Origin of the sequence: Desulfovibrio mangrovi (assembly GCF_026230175.1) — a bacterium.
Classification (GTDB): Bacteria; Desulfobacterota; Desulfovibrionia; order Desulfovibrionales; family Desulfovibrionaceae; genus Halodesulfovibrio; species Halodesulfovibrio mangrovi.
In genome coordinates, this window is sequence record NZ_CP104208.1 from 3725429 (window position 1) to 3749723 (window position 24295).

The 24295-nt window shown below is 58.1% G+C and carries 22 protein-coding genes and 1 tRNA gene; 6 read left to right on the top strand and 17 right to left on the bottom strand.

Annotated elements, in window-relative coordinates; all coding sequences use genetic code 11:
• The first annotated feature begins 5 nt into the window (after positions 1 to 5).
• The 6 genes from N1030_RS16635 (at position 6) to N1030_RS16660 (ending at position 5843) form a co-directional block, all read left to right on the top strand.
• Positions 6 to 779 (top strand): 3'-5' exonuclease, encoded by a 774-nt coding sequence (locus N1030_RS16635; protein WP_265826671.1) that lies wholly within the window; start codon positions 6 to 8, stop codon positions 777 to 779.
• A 247-nt stretch (positions 780 to 1026) separates the two neighbouring features.
• Positions 1027 to 1830 (top strand): substrate-binding periplasmic protein, encoded by an 804-nt coding sequence (locus N1030_RS16640; RefSeq protein ID WP_265829095.1) that lies wholly within the window; start codon positions 1027 to 1029, stop codon positions 1828 to 1830.
• 230 nt (positions 1831 to 2060) lie between these two features.
• Positions 2061 to 3782 carry a glutamine--tRNA ligase/YqeY domain fusion protein gene (locus N1030_RS16645; protein WP_265826672.1) on the top strand — a complete coding sequence of 574 codons (1722 nt, stop codon included), beginning with the start codon at positions 2061 to 2063 and terminating at the stop codon, positions 3780 to 3782.
• A gap of 100 nt (positions 3783 to 3882) precedes the next feature.
• Complete coding sequence (locus N1030_RS16650; protein WP_265826673.1) at positions 3883 to 4737, top strand: substrate-binding periplasmic protein; 855 nt, start codon at positions 3883 to 3885, stop codon at positions 4735 to 4737.
• A gap of 182 nt (positions 4738 to 4919) precedes the next feature.
• Positions 4920 to 5384 carry a cytochrome P460 family protein gene (locus N1030_RS16655; RefSeq protein ID WP_265826674.1) on the top strand — a complete coding sequence of 155 codons (465 nt, stop codon included), beginning with the start codon at positions 4920 to 4922 and terminating at the stop codon, positions 5382 to 5384.
• A 159-nt stretch (positions 5385 to 5543) separates the two neighbouring features.
• Positions 5544 to 5843, top strand: a complete 300-nt coding sequence (locus tag N1030_RS16660) for a hypothetical protein (RefSeq protein ID WP_265826676.1) — start codon at positions 5544 to 5546, stop codon at positions 5841 to 5843.
• A 380-nt stretch (positions 5844 to 6223) separates the two neighbouring features.
• Here the strand turns inward: N1030_RS16660 and N1030_RS16665 are convergent.
• The 17 genes from N1030_RS16665 to trmD all read right to left on the bottom strand — a co-directional run bounded on the left by N1030_RS16665 (position 6224) and on the right by trmD (position 24294).
• Positions 6224 to 6317 (bottom strand) — tRNA-Ser (locus N1030_RS16665).
• 141 nt (positions 6318 to 6458) lie between these two features.
• On the bottom strand, positions 6459 to 7655 hold the full coding sequence (locus N1030_RS16670; RefSeq protein ID WP_265826677.1) for a radical SAM/SPASM domain-containing protein: 1197 nt from the start codon (positions 7653 to 7655) through the stop codon (positions 6459 to 6461).
• Between the two features lie 144 nt (positions 7656 to 7799).
• Positions 7800 to 8978 carry a bifunctional glutamate N-acetyltransferase/amino-acid acetyltransferase ArgJ gene (argJ, locus tag N1030_RS16675; protein ID WP_265826678.1) on the bottom strand — a complete coding sequence of 393 codons (1179 nt, stop codon included), beginning with the start codon at positions 8976 to 8978 and terminating at the stop codon, positions 7800 to 7802.
• Positions 8979 to 9192: 214 nt separating this feature from the next.
• Positions 9193 to 10314: a lipase family protein gene (locus N1030_RS16680; protein WP_265826680.1), complete on the bottom strand. Its 1122-nt coding sequence runs from the start codon at positions 10312 to 10314 to the stop codon at positions 9193 to 9195.
• Between the two features lie 50 nt (positions 10315 to 10364).
• Positions 10365 to 12923, bottom strand: a complete 2559-nt coding sequence (secA, locus tag N1030_RS16685; RefSeq protein WP_265826682.1) for a preprotein translocase subunit SecA — start codon at positions 12921 to 12923, stop codon at positions 10365 to 10367.
• A gap of 322 nt (positions 12924 to 13245) precedes the next feature.
• Entirely contained in the window at positions 13246 to 14430 is a 1185-nt protein-coding gene (locus N1030_RS16690) for a (Fe-S)-binding protein (RefSeq protein ID WP_265826684.1), read from the bottom strand.
• 2 nt (positions 14431 to 14432) lie between these two features.
• On the bottom strand, positions 14433 to 15176 hold the full coding sequence (locus N1030_RS16695) for a lipid-binding SYLF domain-containing protein (RefSeq protein ID WP_265826685.1): 744 nt from the start codon (positions 15174 to 15176) through the stop codon (positions 14433 to 14435).
• Positions 15177 to 15399: 223 nt separating this feature from the next.
• Complete coding sequence (locus tag N1030_RS16700; protein ID WP_265826686.1) at positions 15400 to 16803, bottom strand: FAD-binding oxidoreductase; 1404 nt, start codon at positions 16801 to 16803, stop codon at positions 15400 to 15402.
• Positions 16804 to 17063: 260 nt separating this feature from the next.
• Positions 17064 to 17534, bottom strand: coding sequence for an SsrA-binding protein SmpB (smpB, locus tag N1030_RS16705; RefSeq protein ID WP_265826687.1), 471 nt, complete (start codon positions 17532 to 17534; stop codon positions 17064 to 17066).
• Positions 17535 to 17543: 9 nt separating this feature from the next.
• Positions 17544 to 19319 (bottom strand): phosphoenolpyruvate--protein phosphotransferase, encoded by a 1776-nt coding sequence (ptsP, locus tag N1030_RS16710; protein WP_265826688.1) that lies wholly within the window; start codon positions 19317 to 19319, stop codon positions 17544 to 17546.
• Positions 19320 to 19619, bottom strand: coding sequence for an HPr family phosphocarrier protein (locus tag N1030_RS16715; RefSeq protein WP_265826690.1), 300 nt, complete (start codon positions 19617 to 19619; stop codon positions 19320 to 19322).
• 32 nt (positions 19620 to 19651) lie between these two features.
• Positions 19652 to 20428 carry a PTS system mannose/fructose/sorbose family transporter subunit IID gene (locus tag N1030_RS16720; protein ID WP_265829096.1) on the bottom strand — a complete coding sequence of 259 codons (777 nt, stop codon included), beginning with the start codon at positions 20426 to 20428 and terminating at the stop codon, positions 19652 to 19654.
• Between the two features lie 68 nt (positions 20429 to 20496).
• Positions 20497 to 21324, bottom strand: a complete 828-nt coding sequence (gene rsmI / locus N1030_RS16725; protein WP_265826691.1) for a 16S rRNA (cytidine(1402)-2'-O)-methyltransferase — start codon at positions 21322 to 21324, stop codon at positions 20497 to 20499.
• On the bottom strand, positions 21266 to 21697 hold the full coding sequence (locus tag N1030_RS16730) for a YraN family protein (protein ID WP_265826693.1): 432 nt from the start codon (positions 21695 to 21697) through the stop codon (positions 21266 to 21268). The genes rsmI and N1030_RS16730 overlap by 59 nt, the downstream gene beginning before the upstream one ends.
• The gene (locus N1030_RS16735) at positions 21691 to 22350 is read right to left on the bottom strand and encodes a ribonuclease HII (RefSeq protein WP_265829098.1); all 660 of its coding nucleotides are present in this window, start codon (positions 22348 to 22350) and stop codon (positions 21691 to 21693) included. The genes N1030_RS16730 and N1030_RS16735 overlap by 7 nt, the downstream gene beginning before the upstream one ends.
• 224 nt (positions 22351 to 22574) lie before the next feature.
• Positions 22575 to 22922, bottom strand: coding sequence for a 50S ribosomal protein L19 (rplS, locus tag N1030_RS16740; RefSeq protein WP_265826694.1), 348 nt, complete (start codon positions 22920 to 22922; stop codon positions 22575 to 22577).
• A gap of 82 nt (positions 22923 to 23004) precedes the next feature.
• Complete coding sequence (gene trmD, locus N1030_RS16745; protein ID WP_265826695.1) at positions 23005 to 24294, bottom strand: tRNA (guanosine(37)-N1)-methyltransferase TrmD; 1290 nt, start codon at positions 24292 to 24294, stop codon at positions 23005 to 23007.
• Position 24295 lies beyond the last annotated feature (1 nt).

Genomic DNA, 24295 nt, shown 5'->3' on the forward strand with positions numbered 1-24295 from the left:
ATGCCATGATGAGTACATCGGCATCCGCCACAACCGGTTTCACCGGCAGGATAGCAGGGCTGCTTCAGGCAGTCCGTAAAGGGCTGGGGCGCTGGACAGGTCCCGTACATCCGTTGCTGGAAGAGAACTATGCACTCTTCGCGGACTTTGATCAGGAACGGCCCATAGAGGAGTATTCCTTCGTGGTGCTGGACAGCGAACTCACGGGCCTCAATCCTTCGCGGGACGAAATCGTCTCCATCGGAGCCGTGCGCGTGGCAGGTTTCAGCATCAATCCTTCAGACACGCTGCACCTCATGGTGCGTCCGCGCGGGACGATGCACAAGCCCGCCACGCTCGTGCATCGCATCACGCCCGAAGCCGTGGCCGACAAGCCGCCCATTGAAGACGTGCTGCCCGAACTGCTGCGCTTCTGCAACGGATCGCTCATTGTGGGGCATCATGTGGGGCTGGACATGGCCTTTCTGAACAGGGCTGCCAGACGGCATATGGGCGGTTCGCTCGCCACGCCCTGCATAGATACCATGCGTCTTGCCCAGGCATGGGAACAGGAGCGCTGGGAAGCCTCGTTCGATCCTTTCCAGCCCAGCATATCCTACAACCTGCGTGATCTTGCCGCGCATTACGGACTGCCCCGTTTTCAGGAGCACGATGCGCTGGAAGACGCCATGCAGGCCGCCTATCTCTTTGTTTATCTGGTGCGCAAGATGCGCGGCGGTTCCATTCGCACCCTGAAGGACCTGTTCATGGCAGGCAGAAGCTGGCGCTGGTATATGTAAAGGCTGCGGAGGAGAACCGTTTCCGGCAGACGGGGGGGCATTATTCAGGGATGAAGTAGCTTTTGCCCGATGGGGCTTCAGTAGTGGTCAGGAGTATCCTTGTTGCAATGTGATTGGAAAGTATTGTATAGGAGGTGGTAAATTTGTTCGTTGTCTGAACATGTTAGAGGAATTTCTCTGTAGATTACACCTGAGGCTGGATTGTAGAAAATGACGTCATTTTCTCTTCGGATAGTCCGTGCGTAGCATGAAAGTTCATTCAATGACCATCACAACGTCATTATTGTCTGCCGTTGTCTTTCTGCTTTTGTCTATGCTGCCTGTTCAGGCCGAAATGCTGGTGCTGACCACAATTGAACCGCCGACCAACTATGTGCAGGACGGCGAGATAGTTGGGACGTCCGTTGATGTCGTTCGTGAGATACTCCGGCGAATGAATGTTGACGCTGAAATAGAAGTTAAACCATGGGCAAGAGTGCTTAATATTGCCCAGACCACTCCCAACGTCATGCTCTTTACCTGCGGCCGAACTCAGGAGCGCGTTGATTGCGGCTTTCACTTCATAGGTCCGGTTGTTTCCCGAAAGCACGCCGTTTATAAAAAGAAAGAAAGCCGGATAACAGTGACAAGCCTTGAAGATATCAAACAGCAAGGGCTGGTCGTAGGTGGCGTCCACGACGACTGGCGAAGCTTGATGTTTGAAAGCAAAGGCCTCCGGGTTGATATTGCTCCAACTCACGCACAATGCGTGGAAAAGATGTTCGGCGATCGTTTTCCACTACTCATCGGATCCGATATTGAAGTGCCCGAGTGGCTTGAACAAACGGGGCGTCCTGCGGATTCCCTTGAAGTCGCTTTTGTCTTCATGGAAGCTCCCAGCTTCATCATGCTCTCCAAACACACTTCTCCCGCACTGGTGCATCAGGTGAGAGAGGTGTTTCGCGCCATGCAACAGACAGATTTTTTTGAGATGACGGCTGCCAAATATACTGAAATATTGAAGTATAAGTTGGAATATTCGCCTGAAAAAGGCTTCCATCGGCCCGAGTGAAATGACGGGGCTGCTGCTGGGGCCCCTATTCCGAATCGTCATGGGCATGGGGGCATCTTCTTTTCCGTGATGTGATTATTCAAAACCAGGAACTCCGCGATGCTGCTGCATGTAGGACAGGCGCGGGAATTGACCGTGAGGCCGCTTTCCCGTATGTCCTGCCGTACAAAGAGAATCAACCGCGTCCGGTCGTTTCTGCCGGATGCGATACAGCATAGGACGAGCACCCCATGAGCAATTCCCCCATCGAGTCTGCCAAGGAAAATGCAGAAAAGAAGGAAGGTCCGGGTCTGGACTTCATCCGTACCCGAATCGCAGAAGACAACGCCTCCGGCAAGTATCAGGGCCGCGTGCATACGCGTTTCCCTCCGGAGCCCAACGGATATCTGCATCTTGGTCATGCCAAGTCCATCTGTCTGAACTTCGGTATTGCCAGCGAACATGAGGGCGGCAAGTGCAATCTGCGCTTCGACGACACCAACCCCGTGAAGGAAGACACCGAATACGTGGAATCCATCATGGAGGACGTGAAGTGGCTGGGCTATGACTGGGAAGACCGCATGTTCTATGCATCCGACTATTTCGACCGCCTGTACGAGCTGGCCATTCAGCTTATCAAGGACGGAAAGGCGTATGTGGATTCCCTGTCTGCCGAAGAGATTCGCCAGTATCGCGGTACCCTCACTGAGCCCGGCAAGGAGAGCCCCTACCGCAACCGTTCTGTGGAAGAGAACCTTGATCTCTTCCAGCGCATGAAGGACGGCGAATTCGAAGAAGGCGCTCACGTGCTGCGCGCCAAGATCGACATGGCGGCTTCCAACATCGTGATGCGCGACCCCACCCTGTACCGCATCCGCAAGGCGCATCACCATCGCACCGGCGACACGTGGTGCATCTACCCCATGTACGACTACACCCACTGCATTTCCGACTCCACGGAAGGCATCACGCATTCCATCTGCACGCTGGAGTTCGAGAACAACCGCGAGCTGTACGACTGGATGCTGGAAACCCTTGGCCTTTACCGTCCGCAGCAGATTGAATTTGCCCGCCTGAACCTGACCTACACCGTGCTTTCCAAGCGCAAGCTCATTCAGCTGGTGCAGGAAGGGCACGTGCGCGGTTGGGACGATCCCCGCATGCCCACTCTTTCCGGTGTGCGCCGTCGTGGTTTTCCGCCGGAAGCCCTGCGCGAGTTCTGCTCCCGTATCGGCATTGCCAAGGCGGACTCCATGGTGGATTACGCGCTGCTGGAATTCTGCGTGCGTGAGAAGCTGAACGCCGTTACGCCCCGTCTCATGGGCGTGGTCGATCCCATCAAGCTGGTTATCACCAACTATCCTGAAGACCAGTACGACGAGTTCGAAATGCCCCTGCATCCGGAAGATGAAAGCTACGGCACCCGTACTATGCGCTTTGGCCGCGAGCTGTGGATAGAGAACGACGACTTCCGCGAAGAAGCGCCCAAGAAGTACTTCCGCCTGACCCCCGGTCAGGAAGTGCGTCTGCGCTACGCCTACTACGTGACCTGCACCGGCGTGGTGAAGGACGATGAGGGCAACATCAAGGAAGTGCACTGCACCTATGATCCTGAAAGCAAGGGCGGTTCCACCGCTGACGGCCGTAAGGTGAAGGGCACCATCCACTGGGTTTCCGTCTGCGACGGCGTGCCTGCGGAAGTGCGTCTCTATGAGCCGCTGTTCCTGAAGGAGAACCCCAATCAGGTGGAAGAAGGCAAGACCTTCCTCGATTACCTGAACCCCGATTCCGAAAAGGTTGTTACCGCGTATCTTGAGCCCCGTCTCGCTACGTATGAACCCGGTACCCGCGTCCAGTTTGAGCGCCTTGGCTACTACTGCGTGGACAAGGATTCCCGCCCCGGCAAGCCGGTGTTCACCCGCACTGCCACCCTGCGTGACAGCTGGGCCCGCGTGGAGCGCAACCAGAAGTAGCTGAATGCGGCTGGTGCTGCAGAGATGACAATAAGGAAAGGCTGTCCGGCAACGGGCAGCCTTTCTTCGTGCATGGAAGAGGGCGTGGTCATGTTGTATTATGATGGGGGTGGTGTTACTGTCTAAAATTGAATTCAAATCTATGATTCCAGTCTGTTGCATGCGGTGGGGAATGCGGGGTGAACAAATGTTTCGCGTGTTATCATTGGTAATTATCTGCCTTTTGGGGGTGAACTCGTCCGCAGCGGCGGCAGATGTGCGGCTTGCCATTCCGGACTGGCCGCCTTTCAGCAGTTCAGAGTTGCCGGACAATGGGGTCATGACGGACTTGGTTGTTTCCGCGTTTCATGAGTCGGGCTATGCCGTTACCGTGACAATGCTTCCGTGGAAGCGGGCGCTTCTCAAGGGAGAGGAAGGCGAAGTGGATGCCGTGCTTGGCGCTTCATACCTGAAGGAGCGTGAAGCTTGCTTTCTATACTCCCAGTGGTGTTATCGCGTTGAGCCCTATTTCTTCTGCATGGCGAGAGAAAAGGAATATGAAGCCTCTGTAGAGGATTTATGCCCCGCTACTTTGGGTGTTTATCGCGGTTCAGTGTTTTTGAAGGAGCTTGCTGAGACCTGCCTGACCATAGAGGAAGGGAACGACCACGAGCAGAATTTGAAAAAGCTCGGCAACGAGCGGCTTGATTATGCGCTTACGCACCCGGAAGTTGTATTGTATATGGTGCAGACGGGCGCGATTTCGCCCGGCCTGCTGCATGTCTGCGGTAAGCCCTATGCCCAAGATGCTGTGCATGTCGTATTTTCGCGAAGAAATGGAAAGGCTGCCCAACTTGCAGCGGCCTTTGATGAAGGGATGCTCAAACTGCTGCAAAGCGGTGAGTATGATGCCATCTTGAAGCGGCATGGCATTGATAACGAAGCGCTGAAAGAGCTTGGCATAATGAGACGGTAGACAATAGGGCCTGCCGCTGGTCATTATTGTGGTCGAATTTGTTGAAACACAACTATGCTTCTGTCGGCTCTGAGGCCGCTTTTCTGTTACCTGTCTATTCTTTCCCCAATATATAAACGACCAATGCCGCCAATAGGGGTAACTGGGGTTGTATCTCTAACCCGAGCCCCGGAGGTACGGTTATGAAATGGCTTCTGTTGGTCGTGCTGATGATCGCCATTTCCGCCAACTACGTCATTGCGAACATGCATGATCCGGTTGCAGAGAAGGTCTGGAACGAGGTCGTCAAAGACGCGGCCTACAAGAAATGGAAGAACTGGCCTGATCACGCCGGAATGCAGTGCGGCCTCTCCTCTCCGCATGGCGAGTTGCATATCGTCTATGTGAACGATGTGGGACTTTCGAAGCGGGGAACTCCCAAGCCTTACGGCACCGTCGTAGTGAAGGAAGATTATACTCAGGACCGCAAGCTGGACGCTATTACGGTCATGTACAAGGTGCCGGGGTATAATCCCGACGCTGCAGACTGGTTCTGGGCACGATACACGGCAGATGGCAAGGCCGGCCCTGTCGGTACGCCGGAAGGGTGCATCAGTTGCCATATGGAACGGTCAGGCAGGGATTTCATTATAGTCTCACAGTATTGATTCAGCGCTACGCAAGAGAATACAGAGCAGGTTCCGGCATGGGAATCTGCTCTTTTTATTGTGGGGTGTGGGGGGGGCTAGTCAAAGTCAAACCAGTTACGGATGGGCTTGAGGAGGCTGATTGCAGCAATTGGGATGGCAATGGAGTAAATTTTCCACATGATATCGGGTGAGGCCCCATTCGTTATGGCGATGATCCATATGCAAGTGATGAGCACAGAGGCAATGGAGATAAGGAAGAGTATTGCTAATATTTTGTTTTCTTTTTTCCTCCTATCCTTGCGACAGGGAAGGAAAAATCTTCGAGATGCTACCGTTCCAGTGAAAGCAGCAAACAAAGCGAAGCAGGTGACGGTTGCACATAGGAAACCTTCAAAAATTGGCTTCTGTATTGTTTTAGGGAAACAGTTCGGGGCGAAGGCAAAGGTTATTAAAAATAATGATAATCCTATACAATAGCTCATATTTCTTATTAGTCGTTCTGACATTGGCAGTTCCCATGATGAAGTTGGTGAGAGTTGTATTAAATTTTGATAATAGTATTGAGTGTCTTTTGTGAGATGTTTGAGCTGGCCAATAATGATTGATGCTACAATATTTTAAATCTGACAAGTTGTGTGTGTTGGATTTGTGTATTCAGAGCTTAGTTGTGCCTGTGCTAGGTTGATGTGTTATGATGTGTGAATCTAAATATTGAACAAATGCTAAATTGAAAACATGATTAAAATCATAAGTGATGTTAGTTGTGTATTGGTTTGCTAATTCTTTTGGCGAGATGGCGTGCTTGTTGTCCGCACAATAGAAAAGGGTCCAGTCTTGCGACTGGACCCTTTGTCTTCTGGCGATGAGGGGGGGATTTGAACCCCCGATACGCTTTTAAGGCGTATACTCGCTTAGCAGGCGAGCTCCTTCGGCCGACTCGGACACCTCACCGTAATCCTCAGCCTTGCGGCTGGCGCATGCGGCCACACATGCGAGACAGACTCTTTACAAGAGCAGGGAAGGGCTGTCAACCGGACAGGGCATGAAAAAACGGAATTTCATGCAACTTCCGTGGGCTGCTGATTCTTCCGTTCACTGCTCAGCAGCGGCGCATTGTCTGAGAAACTCCAAGCGTTCGGTCATGGAGTCCCCCGGCGGGTGGATACCGCCCTGTATGCGGCATACCTGCCGTGCATGGCAAAAAGTGCACTGCGCAGGGAGAATGCCTGATGCCGCCTGTTTTCTGAATTGCCTGTAGGCAGGCGATGCCCAGATGGTTTCAAGGGAAGCCTCTGCCACGTTGCCGAACTCCAGCGAGGGAAGCGGGTGCTGCCCCGTTCCAGTGTACTGCACGGCATCCTTATCCGGCAGGCATCCGAGAATGCACGGCGTGACCTTGCCTTCTGCCGTGATCACCAGACTGTGCTGCACAGGCTCCGGACAGGCTGCATTGATGAACTCGCCATGAGGAATCATGCCTGTCTGCCCAGACGTGGCAACAGGCCCGTTCTCCTGTTGCGGCGGGGGGCATGCTTCCTTTCTGGCAGATACCTCGGGCGTATCTGGTACAGGCAGACGAGCATGAATGGACAAACCGTGTTCAAAGGCTGCGTCCAGAACACTGACAACAGGTCTGATGGCCTGCCGGAACTCTGCTTGCGTGAGCGAGGCGAAGCACTCGCCGTACATGCGGGCGTCCGCTACCAGAGAAATGCCGCTTACGGTCGCCTCATGTATGCCGTACTCTTCCATGAGGTCCGGCAGCAGGCACACATCCTCCACGGCTGAAACCGTGGAGAGCCACGCGATGTGGATATGCGGGCGCGGGCTGCCGAGCTGCTCCTTGATACACTTCAGGCGGGCCATGGCATCCAGCACGACGGTAAAGGGAGTGGAGGGGCGCAGGGCGTTGTGGTGTCTTTCGCCGCCCGCAAGGGAAAAGGCCATGACGTCGAGTCCGGTGTTAACCAGTGCGGCTAACTGCTCATCGCTTACTCCCAGACCGCAGGTGGTGGTGCCTGCCGTGCAGCCCTGCTGTCTGGCAAGGGCGACCATCTGCGATAGGTCGGGGTGCAGGAGCGGTTCGCCCCAGCCCTGCAAATGCACATGGCGCACACGGGCCAGCGAGGGCAGCAGAGAGCGGAAGACAGACATGGGCAGCAGGGTATTGCGCCAGGATTGTCGCAAGGCGGTGCGGGGGCAATAGATGCACGAGGCGCGGCAGAGGGTCGAGACCTCCACCTGTACGGATTGCCAGCGCGGGCGTCGTGAGAACAGGGAAAAACGCATGAGATTCTCCACTGCGGATAAGGGCATATCGCTACAGTAGCAGAATCGGGGAAGGCGGCAAGCTGCGAAGCCCGACAGGTAAACAAAGAGGCCGGAGATGAATCTCCGGCCTCTGATGTTCGGCAGACTGGATGGTTCAGGCGGCTAGCTTCTGTAGTCCGCGTTGATGTCTATGTACTTGTGGGTCAGGTCGGATGCCAGCAGGGTGTAGGTGCCGTTGCCGTGCCCGAGTTCGATGTCCAGAATGATGTCCACTTCCTTGAGGTAGGGTTCCAGCATGGTGTCGAAATCGGCGTCCGTGGGCTGGCCGTTGCGGAACAGTTCAACGCCGCACATGGTCACCACCACGTCTTCGGGGTCAAACTGCGCACCGGAGCGGCCCAGAGCGGCCACAATGCGGCCCCAGTTGGCGTCGCGGCCATACATGGCCGTTTTTACCAGCGGGGAGTGACCCACGGTGCGGGCGGCAAGCTCTGCGTCTTCCTTGCTCTGCGCGCCGGTCACGTTGATGTGGATGACCTTGGTGGCGCCTTCGCCGTCCTGCACCAGCTTGTAGGCAATTTCGCGCATGACGGCGGTTACGGCCTCCTGCATGACGGGGCGATTGGCGGCATTCACGGCCACGCCGGAAGCGCCGTTGGCAAGGCCGAACACTGTGTCGTTGGTGGAGGTGTCGCCATCCACGGTGACGCGATTGAAGGATTCGTCAACGCCTGCGCGGAAGATCTCCTGCCACATGGCGGGGTCGACAGCGGCATCGGTGATGAACACGGCAAGCATGGTGGCCATGTTGGGGCAGATCATGCCTGCGCCCTTGGCTACGGCCAGCAGGGTAACGGGCTTGCCGTCGATCTCCACGGTGCGCGAGACGATCTTGTTGAAGGCATCCGTGGTCATGATGGTGCGGGAAAAGTCTTCGGCAGTGCTCTTGCCGAGATCGGATGCGAGCGGGGCGGCTGCGGTTTCCCACTTGGCCATGTTGAACTGCATGCCGATGACGCCCGTGGAGGCGGGAAGAATTTCTTCCGGCATCAGGCCGACGGCGTCAGACACCAGCTCCATGGTGCGGCGGCAGTTGGCAAGGCCCTGTTCGCCCGTGCATGCGTTGGCGTTGCCCGCGTTGATCAGCACGGCACGCGCAAAGGGGCGGGCGTCCAGCAGGGACTTGGCCATGACAACAGGGGCTGCCTGAAATTTGTTGGTGGTAAATACGCCCGCAGCGGCGGCGGGCAGGTCGCTCACAATAAGGCCGAGATCCTTGCGGCCGGAATATTTCAGATTCGCCTCGATGGTGGCGAAACGGTATCCCTTGGGGGTGTTCATGGCGGCTCCGGTTCGGGCGTGTTCATACAGGCCGCAGGCAGGTGCATGTCGTCATGCCTTGCGAGTGTATGTGCAAGCCTCGGGTCTGTCAGGTGAACGGGCGTTCCGTCCGGAAACGTGGGCGGAAAGGCACCCGGCGGAGGACTGTTTCAGCTCAGTAAGTCCGGCCTGTGGCAAGCGGTCGTGCAAAGGAAACCAGCCTTGGCGATGCCGTTCAAGGCTGCGCAAGCCTTTGTATCAACGCTTGTCCTTCCTCCGAATGCAGGTGCTTGTCAAGTATGGTCATGTAGCTGGTGATGTCGTGTTCCAGCACGTCATACTTGCTGGAGTACAGGGCAATGAGGTTGTTGACCACGGAGAGCAGAAAGGTGCGGTTCTCCGTGCCTAACGCAGCGTCGGCTTCCGTGAAGCCCTCTTGCCTGGGATTGAAGGTGTAGGATTTGCCGATGTGCATGAACTGGCTTTGGTAGGTAGCGTCAACCTCTATGCCCTCATCCTGATTGCGCTTGGCCTGTTCGTAGAGCCATGGCGATATGCTGGCCGCAAAGGGGACGGGATCCCCTTCAAGCTCTATGCGGAAAATCTTCCCCGTGTCGTTGGCTCTGGAGAATTCCTTGTCGCCTACTGCGGGCGCGCCGAAGGTATAGGTCTGCATGTGCCCGGGTTCTACGCCAATGCCGCGCATCATGGCCGTGAAGATGAGTCCCACGGCTCCGCCGAGCGAATGACCGGTGATGAGCAGGTCGGCCTTGCCCATGGATGTTTCCGTGAGCAGGGGGCGTGTGGCGTCGTTCCACGCAATCTGGTTGTAAACGGCTTCGGCATATCCCAGAAAGCCCTGATGGACCCGCCCCGGAATGGTGGTGTCCTTGAGGCCGCGGTTGGCGAGCTGCATGTTGGTTATCCAGTCTTCTGACGAATCGGAACCGCGCACGGAAACGATATAGACCTTGCGCCCTTTATACATGCCTTGGGCCGCGAAGAACTGATAGTCCGCCGGTTGGAGGTCGAAATAGCCGAGCAGGGTGAAGCCGCGTTCGGCAAGGCAGGTGCGGACAGTGGGCTCCGGCAGATACCCCAGTTGTGAGAAGGCGGCTGCCGTATACGCCACACGGGGGTGGAAAGCCGTGAACTGGCCAAGCTCCGGTCTGTTCAAGGCGGTGCAGGCCTGCTGCAGCAGGGCAGCATTGTAGGGGGTGAGCGAAACAACATCAGCCCGTCCGGCCTCCGGGGCCGGAACGGGCTGATGAGAAGATGCACATGCCGTGAGCATGAGGCAGGCGAACATCGCAAGCGTCAGTACGTGTCTGCGTACCGTTAAGCCGGGTAAACCCATGCGAGTACACCTCCTGCCCTGTGAGCGGGCTCAGGCGTTTGTATTGTGTGTTAGGCGCCGGTGCCGCAGCACTTCTTGTATTTCTTGCCGCTTCCGCAAGGACAGGGATCGTTGCGGCCCACCTTGGGCTCATCGCGGCGCGCAGGCTGCTTCTTGGCTTCTTCCTGCTGCGGAGCTTGCGCTGCGGAGTAGGAAATATCCTTCTGGGCTTCCTTGTGACGCAGCTCTTCGCGCAGACGCTCTTCTTCGCGCTGGCGGGCTTCTGCTTCGGCCTGCTCGTCCGCCTTCTGGATGCGCAGGCGGGTGAGCGCCTTGAAGATGTTTTCGCGCATGCGCAGCAGCATGGACTGGAACAGGGAGAAGCCTTCGCGCTTGTATTCCTGCTTGGGATCACGCTGACCGTAGCCGCGCAGGCCAATGCCGTCGCGCAGGTGGTCCATGTTGAGCAGGTGTTCCTTCCAGCAGCGGTCCAGCTCTTCCAGCATGAAGTAGCGCAGGATGTCGGAATACATTTCCGGTACATCGTTTTTCAGTACGTTCAGCTTGCCGAGAACGGCCTCACGCACGGCGTTCTGGTCCGGCACGGGCGGCATGGTCATGTCGCGCGCAATGTTGAAGGTCTCGTCCAGACGGGCAGCCATGGTGGCGGCCATTTCGTCGTCGTGGGTCTTCTGGGCTTCCCATTCGGCGTACAGTTCGTCCAGAATGTCGTCGAGGAATCCGTGCACCAGCGGTTCCAGATCCGTTTCCATCATGGAGGAGCGGCGCAGGGTGTAGATGACTTCGCGCTGCTGGTTCATGACGTTGTCGTAGTCCAGCAGGGCTTTGCGGATTTCAAAGTTGTGGCCTTCAACGCGCTTCTGGGCGTTTTCAATGGCCTTGGAAACCATGTTGTTGACGATGGGCTCGCCTTCTTCCATGCCCAGCTTCTGCATGATGGTGGAGATGCGTTCAGACCCGAACAGGCGCATGAGATCGTCTTCCAGCGAGAGGAAGAAACGGGAGCTGCCGGGGTCGCCCTGACGACCGGAACGGCCGCGCAACTGGTTGTCGATGCGGCGGGATTCGTGACGCTCGGTGCCGAGGATGTGCAGGCCGCCGAGTTCGCGTACGCCTTCGCCGAGCACAATGTCGGTACCGCGGCCCGCCATGTTGGTGGCGATGGTCACGTGGCCGCGCTGGCCGGCTTCCGCAACGATGCGGGCTTCTTCTTCATGGTGCTTTGCGTTGAGCACGTTGTGGGGAATGCCCACCTTCTTGAGCATGCCGGAGATAAGCTCGGAGTTCTCGATGGAGATGGTGCCCACCAGAACAGGCTGTCCCTTCTTGTGCAGCTCGGCAATTTCCTGAACGATGGCGTTGAACTTCTCGCGGCGGGTGCGGTAGATGCTGTCGGGATGGTCAACGCGGACCATGGGCTTGTTGGTGGGGATGGAGATGACCTCCAGCCCGTAGATCTGCCCGAATTCCACGGCTTCGGTATCAGCCGTACCGGTCATGCCCGCAAGCTTTTCATACATGCGGAAGTAGTTCTGGAAGGTGATGGATGCCAGCGTCTGGTTCTCGGCTTCCACCTTCACGCCTTCCTTGGCTTCCAGTGCCTGGTGCAGGCCGTCGGAGAAACGGCGGCCGGGCATGAGACGGCCGGTGAATTCGTCAACGATGACGACCTGACCGTCCTTCACGATGTAGTCCACGTCGCGCTTGAAAATATGGTGCGCCTTCAGCGCCTGCAGAATGTGGTGCTGATGGGTGATGTTCTGCGCATCGTAGAGGTTTTCCAGATTGAGCAGCTTTTCGCAGTGGGCCACGCCTTCATCGGTCAGGGAGACGGACTTGGCCTTCTCATCCATCGTGAAGTGCTGGTCCTGCTTGAGCGAAGGAATGATGTTGTCGATCTGGGCGTACAGCGTGGTGGTGTGCTCGGAAGCACCGGAGATGATGAGCGGAGTTCTGGCTTCGTCGATGAGGATGGAGTCCACTTCGTCCACGATGGCGAAGTGGTGGGGGCGCTGCACCAGCTGTTCCTTGTAGAACTTCATGTTGTCGCGCAGGTAGTCGAAGCCGAATTCGTTGTTGGTACCGTAGGTGATGTCCGCGTTGTAGGCTTCCTTGCGTTCTTCGTCGGTAAGACCGTGTACGATAACGCCCGTGGTCAGGCCGAGGAAGCCATAAAGCTGGCTCATCCACTGCGCGTCACGCTTGGCGAGATAGTCGTTCACGGTCACTACGTGCACGCCCTTGCCGGTCAGCGCGTTGAGCACTACGGGCAGGGTGGCCACAAGGGTTTTACCTTCACCGGTCTTCATTTCCGAGATCATGCCGTTGTGCAGCACGCAGCCGCCGATGAGCTGAACATCATAGTGGCGCATGTTGAACACGCGGCGACCGGCTTCTCGCACCATGGCGAAGGTTTCGGGAAGAATGGAATCAAGGGATGCGCCGTCGGCAACCATCTGCTTCAGCTCGGCAATGCGCGAGGGGAAGTATTCGTCGGACTTTTCGCGAAGTCCGGATTCCATGGAATTGATGGTGGCGAGGATGGGGCGCAGGTGCTTGAGGAAACGGTCGTTCTTTGAGCCGAAGACTTTTTTGATAAGGCCGAGCATTCTTTCTCCCGAAAAAGGCGTATCTGGTCTCCGGCGAACCGGAGGGATGGACGGAACGTTGATGAAGTGTCGTCAGCGGGGCCGCAGGCTATGTGGCAGCGTGAACGGCGGACCATTGACGAATCCGGTTATTCGTACTGGAAAACTACTAAGAACGCAACGCGCATTGGCAAGACACGCAACGCATATTAGTTGCAGGATGTTGCAGGATTTTCCGTGTCCGCTGTTTTTTGCAGGCGGGGGGGCGCAACTTCAATCCGGTGGCATTGCAGGAAAAGAGAAGTGCCGTCTCCCTCTCGTCGGGAAACGGCACCGCAGTTCGTCAGGGAATGATGATGTCCAGCCAGTGGCCTACGGGAACATCCTTGTCGTCCAATGCGGGACGGGAGCTGCGCAATTGCAGGGTGCAGCCGCTGCAACCTGTGAGCACCTGCGTTCCGGCATCCGGATCGAGGGCGTTCCAGCAGCGTTTGGCCACCTCACGCGAGAGGGGCTGGTCACCTAGTTGCAGAACGCCTCCCATGCCGCAGCACTGTACGCCGGAAGGGGCTGACATTCTGTTCGCCAGTGTCTTGGCAAGCCATGCCTTGTCCGGGTCCTTGCCGCCCCAGTGACAGGGCTGGTGGTAGCGGACGCGTTTTGGCGCATCCTCGGTGGTAACAAAGGTGCTTTCTCCCCACAGGGCGGAGAGCGGTACCAGCGATGCGGCAAATTGGTCAGCCTCTCCCTGTTCCCAGTTTACGTCGGTGCAGTGGGCATATTCGGCAAGCCCGTGCTGGCAGGTGGCGCAGAAGGTGGTCATGCGCGGACGCCCCGCAGCGCGCCATGCGTCGACATTCCTCTGGCGTGCGGAATGGGCGGCATCGGGAATGCCCGCGTGGTCCAGCGTAAGTCCGCAGCAGGTCATGGCGTTTTCCGAAAGCACCTGAAAGCCCAGCTTTTTCAGCAGGGTTAACGCCTTGGCATGCCACGACTTCTGAATGCGTCGCGCAGTACAGCCCGCAAAGAGCAGTATGGAGTGGCCTTCGCCCACGTTGCGGTCATAGTTCTCCACCTTCAGCCAGGGAGTGATGTCGCGTGCGGGCGCCATGGCGCGCATGGAATCCATCAGGCGGGAGAAGGTCTTCGGGCCGATGTCCTTGGGCGCAACCTTGCCGAAGGTGGCGAGTGCGGGCCACAGGGCCGCGCCCCGTTCTATCCACTGCTTCCACACCCACTGCTGCCAGCCGGGATGCATGGCCCGCAGTTCCGCCAGCTTCTGCGGAACGGAGAGCTTTTGCGGGCAGGCTGCAAGGCAACGCCCGCAGGAGAGGCACTTGTCCGCCAGTTCGCGGCAATCCACCACGTTCAGCCGTTCCGGCGAGCGGGCCAGCGTTTTCAGCATGTACTGCTTGGCCTTGGGAGAAAGTTCCTCGCGTCCCGTGGTGAGCATGACGGGGCAGACCGAAAGGCAACGCCCGCACAGGATGCACTCCTGCGCGGGCGGATTCTGAGTGCTGTCGTTCATGATTATTCTATGCCGCTTTCCTTGGTTTCAGCTGCCAGTGAGGCGAGCGTGTCACGCAACTCAAACGACCCGCTGTTATCGACCTTGCCTGAAACGATTTCGGCGGGTGTTACGCCCATGCCGTAATAGGAGAGGTTGCGGTCGTGATTTATGGCAATGGTGCCGCCTTCCAGCGCCATGCTGAAGGCGATTCCGCGTGTAAAGGCAACGTAAACTATGCCCTTTGTGTGGGTTCCGTAATCAATCTGGCCGCTGTGACCCGTCGGGCCGATGGCGGCGGAAATGTCGGCATTCAGCGTCAGGCCGCTCTGCAGGGCGTCTTCAACATACTCCTGTTCCATCAGGATGAGCATGCAGGTTGTGATCTGTCCGCCTGCCTGAAAGCCGAAGCTCAGGTCTGCCATGGTGATGAAGGACGGGGGCGTCCACGAGCCGTCCGTATTGCGGGCCAGCATGACCCCTGTGCCGCCTTCAACGCCGATAAAGTAGCTGCCCTTGTACAGGGAGGGAAAAATGACCACGCCCTTGGCCTTGCGCAGGTATGAACGGAATGGTGGCACGTCGTCCGCCTTGGCAAGCTGCTCAAGGGCGGTTTTGGAGTTGTTCACCAGAATCTGCTCACGGGATGGATCATCATGCGTCCTGTCGGCATGTCGTTTGCCACTGCAGCCGCCCGTCAGCAGTGCGGCAAGCATGCAGATGGTCAGAACGGCAATCGTGCCGCGAACGGTATTGGCAAGGCGCATGGTCATCCTCTGTACGGCTTCGTCACGTGGTTGTCCGGGCGGCACGCGCCGCCTGTCTTCATGACGTAATTCAGTAAAGGGTAGCCTGTTTTACCGTGCTCGGCAACGGGCAGCGAGCTGAAGAAAAAGAAATATGTGGCTGGGTCGCCTTGGGGCAAAGGCTGAAACGGGTGGGCGTATCGGACATGCCGGAAGACAGTCCGGAGAGAGTCTGCAACTGCCGTCAGAACGCTTTGCCCGGGTTCATGATGCCATGGGGGTCAAATGCGGTCTTGATGTCGCGCATGATGCGCCGCTCTTCTTCGCAAAGCTGTTTGTGCACGTAGGGGGCTTTGGTCAGGCCGATGCCGTGTTCGCCCGACAGGGTGCCCTTGAGTGCCAGCACATGCTCCATGACTGCCAGCTTGGCCTTTTGCGCCCGTGCCTTCTGGTCGGGATCGGAGGCATCGTGCATGACGTTCACGTGGATGTTGCCGTCGCCCACATGGCCGAAGGTGAGGATGGTCAGGCCGCTTTCTTCCGCGATTCTGCGGATGCCAAGCAGGGCGGTGAGCAGTTTGCCGCGGGGAACGGTGACGTCGTCGGAAATCTTGTTTGGGGCAACGTAGTAGGAAGCGGGATTGATGAGCCGGCGGATTTCCCACAGTGGTTCCTCTTGCTCTGAGCCCAGTCCCTGCTCCAGCCAGACGGGGGCTTCGTCGGCGGCCTGAAGGGCCTTATGCAGACGGGCAAGGTCCGCAGGCAGGGCCGCTTCACTGCCGTCCAGACGGAACAGCAGGACGGCACGGACACCATTTTCGCCCTGCGGCCACGGTACGGAAACCAGCTTGGCCAGACAATCCAGCACCTCTGCGCCCATGAATTCGAGCGCGGTGGGCAGAATGCCCGAGCGGAATACGCTGCGCACCGCCCCCATGGCATCTTCCAGCGATGCGAAGCCGGCCATGAGGGAGGCTGTTGCTTCGGGTTTCGGCATGAGCTTGAGGGTGACGTTGCTCATCACGCCAAGCGTGCCCTCGCTGCCCACCATGAGGCGGGTAAGATCCAGCCCCACAACGTTTTTGTGGTTGCGACCACCGCATTCGATGACCTTGCCGCCGGGCAGCACCACGCGGCAGCCCAGCACCCATTCGCGGGTTACGCCGTATTTTACCGCACGCATGCCGCCTGCACAGGTCGCGACATTCCCTCCGATTGTCGAGATACCGAAACTGGCAGGATCGGGCGGATAAAAGAGTCCCATGCCCTCCACGTGTTTCTGCAGGTCGCCGGTGATGATGCCGGGTTCCACAACGGCCACGAAATCGTCGGCGTCCACGTCGATGATGCGGTCCATTTTCAGGGTGGATATGACGATTCCCGGTTTTTCCGGCACGCACAGCCCAACCACGTTAGTGGCACGGGCGCGGGGGTAGAGCGGAATGCGCTCGGCGTGTGCCCAGCGCAGCAGCTCCACGATCTGTTCTTCCTCCAGCGGGCGGACAACCGCCAGCGGCAGGCCTGTCAGGCGGCTGGCGTCGGTTTCGAAGATCAGCATTTCCTCAGGGGTGGTCAGGCAGTCGGAACCCGGAAACAGGTTCTGCAGAAAGTGTCGCTGGGTGGCGTTGAGGGCGGTGGTCTTCGTCATGGGCTGTCTGTGTTGCGGCTGTCTGCCGTTGGCAGGGTTGGAGGTGTGCGGAGGAAGGGAAAGGATAGGGAAGAACGGGGCGTTGCCCCGTTCCCCGCCAAAGGGAATGATTCCCTTTGGAAACCCCGAAAGGGGGGGCTGCGATTATCCTTCGCGTCCTCGTTATTTACGGGGTGCAGGGGGCTTAGACCCCTGCCGGGTGGAGGGCAGAGCCCTCCCCGCCGGAGGCAATAAAATAACTCCCCAAACTGCCTGAACTGCTACATGCCTGCCAACTGGCGGGCCACGTCACGCTGAATGTCGCGTTCTTTGATGCTGTCGCGCTGGTCGTGCAGCTTCTTGCCCCGTCCGAGGGCGATTTCCACTTTGACGCGGGAGTCCTTGAAATAGATGGCCACGGGAACCACGGAGAAACCACGCTGATCCACCTTGGCTGCCCATGCGGCGATCTGGCGGCGGTGCAGCAGCAGCTTGCGGTCGCGGTCGGGGTCGTGCTGGGCGTAACCGGCGTTCTCATAGGGAGCGATATGCAGGCCCACAAGCCATGCCTCGCCAGACTTGAACTGGACATAGCTGTCGCGGAAGGCGACGAGTCCGGCACGCAGCGACTTCACCTCGGTACCGCGCAGTTCAATGCCCGCTTCAAGGTTTTCAAGCAGTTCGTAGTAGTGGCGGGCCTTCTTGTTTTTTGCGATATGCCCGCTGGATTCCTTCTTGTTCTTTTTGCTCATGGTCTATGTCTAATCGTCCTGATCAAGCAGGGATGCGAAAAATGTCAGTTCTTCAGGGAAGCGCTTGAATATGGTCTGGCGTACCTTGCGGTTGATCTTGGAAACCGTGGCGTGGCTGAGCACGTCACGCAGCAGTTGCTTGCATTCTTCCATGTTCACCTGACGGATGATGCGCTTGATGCCGGGTATGGCCTGCGGAGCGATGGAAACCGCATCTATCTGCATGCCCATGAGGATGGGGATGCAGTAGGGGTCGGATGCCACTTCGCCGCAGACGCTCACTTCTATGCCCGCACGGTGGGCGGCGTCCACAACATATTTGATGGACCGCACAATGGCCGGATGCAGGGGCTGGTACAGGTAGGAGACGTGCTTGTTGGCGCGGTCGATCCCCAGCGAGTACTGGATGAGATCGTTGGTGCCGATGGAGAAGAAGTCCACTTCCTGCGCCAGCGTTTCGGAGATCATGACCGCGCTGGGCAGCTCGATCATGATGCCCACGGGCATGTTGGGGTTGTAGGGAATGCCGGCTTCGTCCAGTTCCTGCCGGACAATGTTGAGCTGGTAGCGTGCCTGCCGCACTTCCTTGATGCCGGAGATCATGGGGAACATGACCGCCACGTTGCCATGTACGCTGGCGCGCAGAATGGCACGCAGCTGGCGGCGGAACAGCTCCTGATTCTTCAGGCAGTAGCGGATGCCACGCAGGCCGAGAGCGGGGTTGGCTTCTTCCAGCTTCTCCTGCGTGTTCATCATCTTGTCCGCGCCTACGTCCAGCGTGCGCAAGGTGACCTTGGCGGGGGCAAGGCGTTCGGCAATGGTAGCGTATTCGCGGTAGAGCTCTTCTTCCGAGGGGGCTTCCTTGCGGTTGAGGAAGGCGTATTCCGTACGGTAGAGGCCCACGCCTTCGCCGCCGTTGTCGAGCACGCTTTGCAGCTCGTCGGCAAGTTCTATGTTGGCCTGAATGTCCAGCCGGAAGCCGTCCACGGTTTCGCCGGGCAGCTTGCACTGGCGGACGATGGACTTCTGGTAGTTCTCGAACTGGTACTTCAGGTCGGAATAATCGGCGAGTTCGTCTTCCGTGGGGCCGATGAGAATGCGGCCACGCAGGGCGTCCACGATGATCAGGTCGCCGTCGCGTACGGTTTCTTCAAGGCCTTCCACGCCGACGATGGCGGGAATTTGCAGCGAGCGGGCCAGAATGCCCGTGTGCGAGGTCTTGCCACCTTCGCAGGTGGCAAAGGACATGATCTTGTCCTGTTCCAGCTCGATGGTATCTGCCGGCGTCAGGTCGTGCGCCATGAGCACCATGCGTTCCTCAAGGGCGCGCGAGGTGTCCTTGCCGCCGAGCAGGCGTTGCATGATGCGCTCGGCCACCACGCGCACGTCCTGAATACGTTCGCGGATGTACGGATCGTCGATGGCGCTGAAGGCGGCTGCGATGCTTTCCACGGACTGCTCAAGGGCCCATTCCGCCGTGATACCGCGTTCGCGGATGCGGGTGGCAGCTGCCAGCATGAGCTTGGGGTCCTGACAGATCATAAGGTGCGAGTCGATGATCGCGCCGTGTTCCCGAAGCTCTTCGGGGACCTTGGCGCGGGCAGCCTCAAACTCTTCGCGTACCTGAGCGGACGCGCTGGTGAGGCGGTCGATTTCGTAATCCACCTTGCTGGCGGGAATGGTTTCACGCGGGATGTGTCTGCGGCTCTGGCGGTTGATGAAGAACGCCTTGCCGATGGAAATGCCTGCGGAAACCGCGACGCCGTGGAGAATTTCGCGTGCCACTTATGCCCCCTCTCCCAATGTGCATTGAAAGACGTGTGCCATATGTTCAAGGGCCTGCTTCGCGTCGTCGCCCCATCCCTTCAGGGTGAGCTCGGTTCCTCGTGCGGCGGCAAGGGAGAGGATGTCGAGAATGGACTTGGCGTCCACCTCCTGATCATCCACCACGAGCCTCAGTTCGCACTGGAACTTCTGGGCTTCCTGCGCAATGCGCGCCGCAGGGCGGGCATGCAGGCCCAGTTCGTTCCGCACGCAGATGATTGCTGAAAAGCAGCCCTCATGTTCGCTAATCGTGTTGTGCACTCTGTGCTATCCTTTATTCGGTCTCACGCGGCCTACATGCCGGATGAGAAGTATCCTGTCAGCATGGGTACGATAAGCGCAGCCAGTGCCAGGATAAAGAGTAGTATGATTCTGGACAGGTGGAATCGCCCCAAGATCCAACCGGCCAGACATAGCCCGGCGCTGGCAAGCCCCCAAGCCAGCTCCCATGAATACCCCCAGATGCTTTCCAGATGTGCCCATGGCCAGACTTCGTACAATAGTATCACAAGAACAACGGCGTTGGCGAGTTTGAGTCGCTCGCCCCAGTTGATAAGATCCCAGTTCTTAAGCATGTTCAGCACCTTGAGGCCGCCGCGAAGGCCTGCCGCAAAGGTGAATAGCTTGAATGCGTGCAGGGTCAGGAACAGCATGAGCGACCAGCACAGGGCCACCCAGTGCATGTCTGCCACAAGCATGCAGGTGGTTGTCAGCGACCAGAACACCAGAAAGCTCCCGCCGAAGACGGAGTCTCCGATGGCCGAGAGGGTGTAGGTGGTCGTATCCTTCAGTGCCGTCAGCATTTCTGCGGGAGCCTTGCCACGGGCGATGAGCGCCTCCAGCGAAAGGAAGGTTCCCACCAGCAACGGGGTCCAGAAGGGGTGCGTATTATAATGCTTCAGGTACCGCTTGCGAGCGTCCCGGCGTTGCTTGGGGTCGGGATAGATGGCCCGCAGCCCGGGTTCCATGGCGTAGACAATGCCCACATTCTGCAGGCCGCGCGTGTTGAACGCGGCACCTACAAGGTAGGTGCGCAGAAAGCAGCGCAGCAGGGTTCGGGCATCCGTCATGGTGTTCATGGCATGTCTCGTCGGCCGAAGGGTAACCTGATGTTCGGATCTATCGCAAAATCGGGCTGTCAGCGTTGCATGAGCTGATATATCTCGCCTACGCTCCAGCCCTGTACGCGGTCTTTCACGCGGCGGGCGATGTCGCGGGGTTTTCCGCCCGCGGCCGATTCTTCCCTGACAAGGGCGAGGACGGCGTTTTCGTCCGGCTTGTCCACGCTTTCCGGGGGGCCGATGACCACGGTGATTTCTCCCAGCAGGTCATCGGGAACGGAGGCGTGTTCCTCCAAGCGGGTGAGGATAAACTCCTCATGTGTCTTGGTCAATTCCCGTGCGACACACAATTCTCTTGGTCCGAGCACTGCGTGGGCTACGGTCAGCGTTTCCGCGAGGCGGTTCTTGCGCTCGAAGAAGACCAGTGTGGTCTGCACCGCGCGGAACTCGCCGAAAAACTTTTCCTGATCACTCTTCTTGCGGGGCGGAAAGCCCATGAAGGTGAATGGCTGCGGAGCAATGCCGCTGGCTGCGAGGGCGGTAAGCGGAGCACTGGGGCCGGGGACAACGGAGACGGCAAGGCCTTCCTGCCGTGCAAGGCGCACCAGCCGGTAGCCGGGGTCGGAAAAGAGGGGCATGCCCGCATCGGAGACCAGCGCAAGTACCTGCCCCTGCTGCATGGCTTCCACCAGCGAAGGCGCCTTGGCTTCCTCGTTGTGATCGTGAAAGCTGGCAAGCTTCTTGACCGTGACGCCGGTCATCTTAAACAGGGTTCCGGCACGACGGGTATCTTCCGCCAGTACCAGATCTGCGGCTTCCAGCACTTCCCGGGCGCGGGGGGAAAGATCACCAGGGTTGCCAAGCGGTGTTGCCACCACCCACAGGTTCGGAGAGATCAAAGGCATTTTCCATGTGCTCCACTTGGTATGCGTCGCCGGTGCGTACAACGGCGATAAGGTCGAACCGGCAAGGCCTGTCCCACAGGTTTGCCGCGGAAATATAGTGCTGCGCCGCCTTGATGAGGGTTCGGCGCTTGGCTGCCGTCAGCGCCTCGTCCGGTCGCTGCAGGGAGCCTTTGCTGCGGGTTTTCACTTCAACGAAGATGGTTTCCTTCCCGCGTGTGCAGACAATGTCCAGTTCCAGTCTGCCGTGCCGCCAGTTGCGGGCCGTTATGCGGTAGCCCCTGTCCAGCAGGAAACGGGCTGCGGCGTCTTCGCCATTGGCACCGGTGACAAGGTGAGGAGCCGTCGCCGTCTGTTCTCCGCGGTTGCCTACCACAGTGAGGCCTGCTCCGTCACCACGGTTTGGGGTGTCTCCGGACGAACCTTGGCAAAGGTGAGGCGGTGCATGCGGCAGGGGCCGTTCTCCGCAATGGCTGCAATGTGCTCCTGTGTGCCGTAGCCCTTGTGCTGCGCAAACCCGTATTGGGGGTAGCGGCGATGCAGGCTGTTCATGAGCCTGTCGCGGAATGTCTTGGCCAGTATGGAAGCTGCGGAAATGGCCGGAATTTTGAGATCGCCCTTGATGACGGTGGTCTGCGGCATGTCTGCGGCAAGTTCGAAGGGAATCTTCTGGTTGCCGTCTATGGCGAGGAAGACCGGAGGAACCCGCAAGGCCTGCACTGCGCGATGCATGGCCAGAAAGGTGGCCTGCAGGATGTTGATGCGGTCGATTTCCTCAGGCCAGACAACCCCCACGCCCCAAGCCAGCGCCTGCTGCCGGATAACGGGGTAGAGCGCCTCGCGTTTTTTCTCGGTAAGCTTCTTGGAGTCGGTGAGTCCTTCGATGACCAGTCCCTGCGGCAGAATGCAGGCTCCCGCGACGACGGGGCCCGCAAGGCATCCGCGTCCGGCCTCATCGATGCCGGCAAAGGGATGCGGCCATGTTGCCTGCAGATCCGGTTCGGTTCCGTCCGGAGTGAGCAGGTTCATGGCAAGGGGTGCGGCGTTTTTCTTGCGGGGCATGCAGCGTTCCTATTGCAGGGTGAAAGGTCTTGGGCCGTATCCTTTGGCCATGCCTCTTGTAGACAGGTTTCTCCTGTCTGTTCAAGAAGAAACGTGCCGGGAGATACGTATGTAGGGCAGTCGCCGGACACGAAAAAAGGGGCTGGCAGCGCCAACCCCTTTCATCACCTTGGTGCAACAGCCCGAAGAGCTTACCAGCGCTTCTTGGGCTTGATGCGGGCAGCCTTGCCCTTGAGGTCGCGCAGGTAGTACAGACGGCTGCGGCGTACGCGGCCTTCCTGAACCAGTTCAATGCGCTCGATGGAAGGAGAGTGCAGGGGGAACACGCGCTCAACGCCAACACCTTCGGAAACCTTGCGGACGGTGAAGGTAGCGTCGGTGGTGCCCTTGCTGATGCGGATTACTGCACCCTGGAAAACCTGGATGCGTTCCTTTTCGCCTTCGATAATGCGCATGTGAACCTTAACGGTGTCGCCGCTGTTGAACTTCGGCATGTCGATGCGCAAGTGTTCACGTTCGATCTTCTGAATAGCATTCATATTAGTGTCCCCTTTGGCCTAATTTTTCGCAACACGGGTTACGTGGGGTTTGCGTTCGTTTGTAAACTTTACGGTGCGGCGCTCACAGTGCGTCGCCCAATATCCGATCAATGATAATGGCTGCAGCCGTTCTCACAGAGAGGTGGTTGTAGCCGTCAAGGTATCGAACCGGCCGCAGTATTCCGTCACACTCCTCCAGAACCTGCGGGGCGAGACCGTGAGCCGTACCAAACAGAAGCAGAACAGGACGTTCCGCCAGAATATGGCGGATATCGGCAAAATTCATATTGCCCGCACCCTTGGCGCTCGTCGCTACCAACAGGGGCTTCTGTCCGGTCCGTTCCGAAATATCGCGCACGGCGTCTTCAATATACCCGACACCACGGATGATCTGCAATGCCTCACCTCTATCGGGGTTGGCGGCGGTTCCCGGACCGGTCACCCAGTGCCGGAGCAGTTCATCCAACATGCGTCTCTGATCTTCGATGGGAGTGGAAATGTAGTAGCCACCGAGACCATAGGTGCATGAACAGCGGCCTATATCGTGTATATCGAGGTTTGTCAAAGAAACCGCGACAGATTTTTTCTCTTTATTTACAACAGGATAGTGAACCAGTGCGCAAAAGAGATTTCTGCCGACGCGATTTCTGTCTTCTTTTTTCAATATTTCCAGATCGTTGGAAGACAGGGGTGCTTCCTGCAAAATATCAGGTCTATTGTGCAGAGTTATCTTCAACGCCTGTTCGCGGCGCCATTCGGCAATGCGCTTATGGTCGCCGGATTTCAGGATTTCCGGCACTTCCAGCCCTTCAAAGACATCCGGGCGGGTGTAGTGGGGATATTCCAGCAATCCTGCGGAAAAGCTTTCCTCCTCGCCGGAATCCTCATGTCCCATGTAGCCGGGGACGAGGCGCGAGGTGGCTTCGATGACGGAGAGGGCGGCGGTTTCGCCGCCGTTGAGCACATAGTCGCCGATGGAGACAGGCTCAATAGCGAACAGCTCTTCCAGTCGCGCATCAAAGCCTTCATAGCGTCCGCAGATGATGGTCACGGACTCTTCCTGTGCCAGCTCGCGGGCCATGGCCTGCGTGAAGGGGCGGCCTTTGGGGGCCATCATCAGGATTCTGCCGGGCTTACCCGAAGATTCCTGAATGCTGCGCAGTGTCTTGGCCAGCGGGTCTGCCATCATGACCATGCCGGGGCCGCCGCCGTAAGGGCGGTCGTCCACGGTGTGGTGTTTGTCCGTCGTGAACTCGCGGGGATTCTTGAACGCGAACGAGACGAGCCCGGATTCATTGGCCTTGGCCATGAGTCCGCACCCGAGCGCGGAGTCAAAGAACTCCGGAAAGAGCGTGACGATGGTGAATTGCATG

What these genes read in the sequence shown, in the direction of transcription:
- N1030_RS16650 (WP_265826673.1), top strand. Translation starts at nt 3,883, where the DNA reads ATGATGGGGGTGGTGTTACTGTCTAAAATTGAATTCAAATCTATGATT.
- secA (WP_265826682.1), bottom strand. Translation starts at nt 12,923, where the DNA reads ATGCTCGGCCTTATCAAAAAAGTCTTCGGCTCAAAGAACGACCGTTTC.
- N1030_RS16640 (WP_265829095.1), top strand. Translation starts at nt 1,027, where the DNA reads ATGAAAGTTCATTCAATGACCATCACAACGTCATTATTGTCTGCCGTT.
- N1030_RS16695 (WP_265826685.1), bottom strand. Translation starts at nt 15,176, where the DNA reads ATGCGCCTTGCCAATACCGTTCGCGGCACGATTGCCGTTCTGACCATC.
- rsmI (WP_265826691.1), bottom strand. Translation starts at nt 21,324, where the DNA reads ATGCCTTTGATCTCTCCGAACCTGTGGGTGGTGGCAACACCGCTTGGC.
- N1030_RS16635 (WP_265826671.1), top strand. Translation starts at nt 6, where the DNA reads ATGATGAGTACATCGGCATCCGCCACAACCGGTTTCACCGGCAGGATA.
- argJ (WP_265826678.1), bottom strand. Translation starts at nt 8,978, where the DNA reads ATGAACACCCCCAAGGGATACCGTTTCGCCACCATCGAGGCGAATCTG.
- N1030_RS16645 (WP_265826672.1), top strand. Translation starts at nt 2,061, where the DNA reads ATGAGCAATTCCCCCATCGAGTCTGCCAAGGAAAATGCAGAAAAGAAG.
- rplS (WP_265826694.1), bottom strand. Translation starts at nt 22,922, where the DNA reads ATGAATGCTATTCAGAAGATCGAACGTGAACACTTGCGCATCGACATG.
- N1030_RS16655 (WP_265826674.1), top strand. Translation starts at nt 4,920, where the DNA reads ATGAAATGGCTTCTGTTGGTCGTGCTGATGATCGCCATTTCCGCCAAC.
- N1030_RS16690 (WP_265826684.1), bottom strand. Translation starts at nt 14,430, where the DNA reads ATGAACGACAGCACTCAGAATCCGCCCGCGCAGGAGTGCATCCTGTGC.
- N1030_RS16660 (WP_265826676.1), top strand. Translation starts at nt 5,544, where the DNA reads ATGATATCGGGTGAGGCCCCATTCGTTATGGCGATGATCCATATGCAA.
- N1030_RS16670 (WP_265826677.1), bottom strand. Translation starts at nt 7,655, where the DNA reads ATGCGTTTTTCCCTGTTCTCACGACGCCCGCGCTGGCAATCCGTACAG.
- smpB (WP_265826687.1), bottom strand. Translation starts at nt 17,534, where the DNA reads ATGAGCAAAAAGAACAAGAAGGAATCCAGCGGGCATATCGCAAAAAAC.
- N1030_RS16700 (WP_265826686.1), bottom strand. Translation starts at nt 16,803, where the DNA reads ATGACGAAGACCACCGCCCTCAACGCCACCCAGCGACACTTTCTGCAG.
- N1030_RS16680 (WP_265826680.1), bottom strand. Translation starts at nt 10,314, where the DNA reads ATGGGTTTACCCGGCTTAACGGTACGCAGACACGTACTGACGCTTGCG.
- trmD (WP_265826695.1), bottom strand. Translation starts at nt 24,294, where the DNA reads ATGCAATTCACCATCGTCACGCTCTTTCCGGAGTTCTTTGACTCCGCG.
- N1030_RS16735 (WP_265829098.1), bottom strand. Translation starts at nt 22,350, where the DNA reads ATGAACCTGCTCACTCCGGACGGAACCGAACCGGATCTGCAGGCAACA.
- N1030_RS16720 (WP_265829096.1), bottom strand. Translation starts at nt 20,428, where the DNA reads ATGACGGATGCCCGAACCCTGCTGCGCTGCTTTCTGCGCACCTACCTT.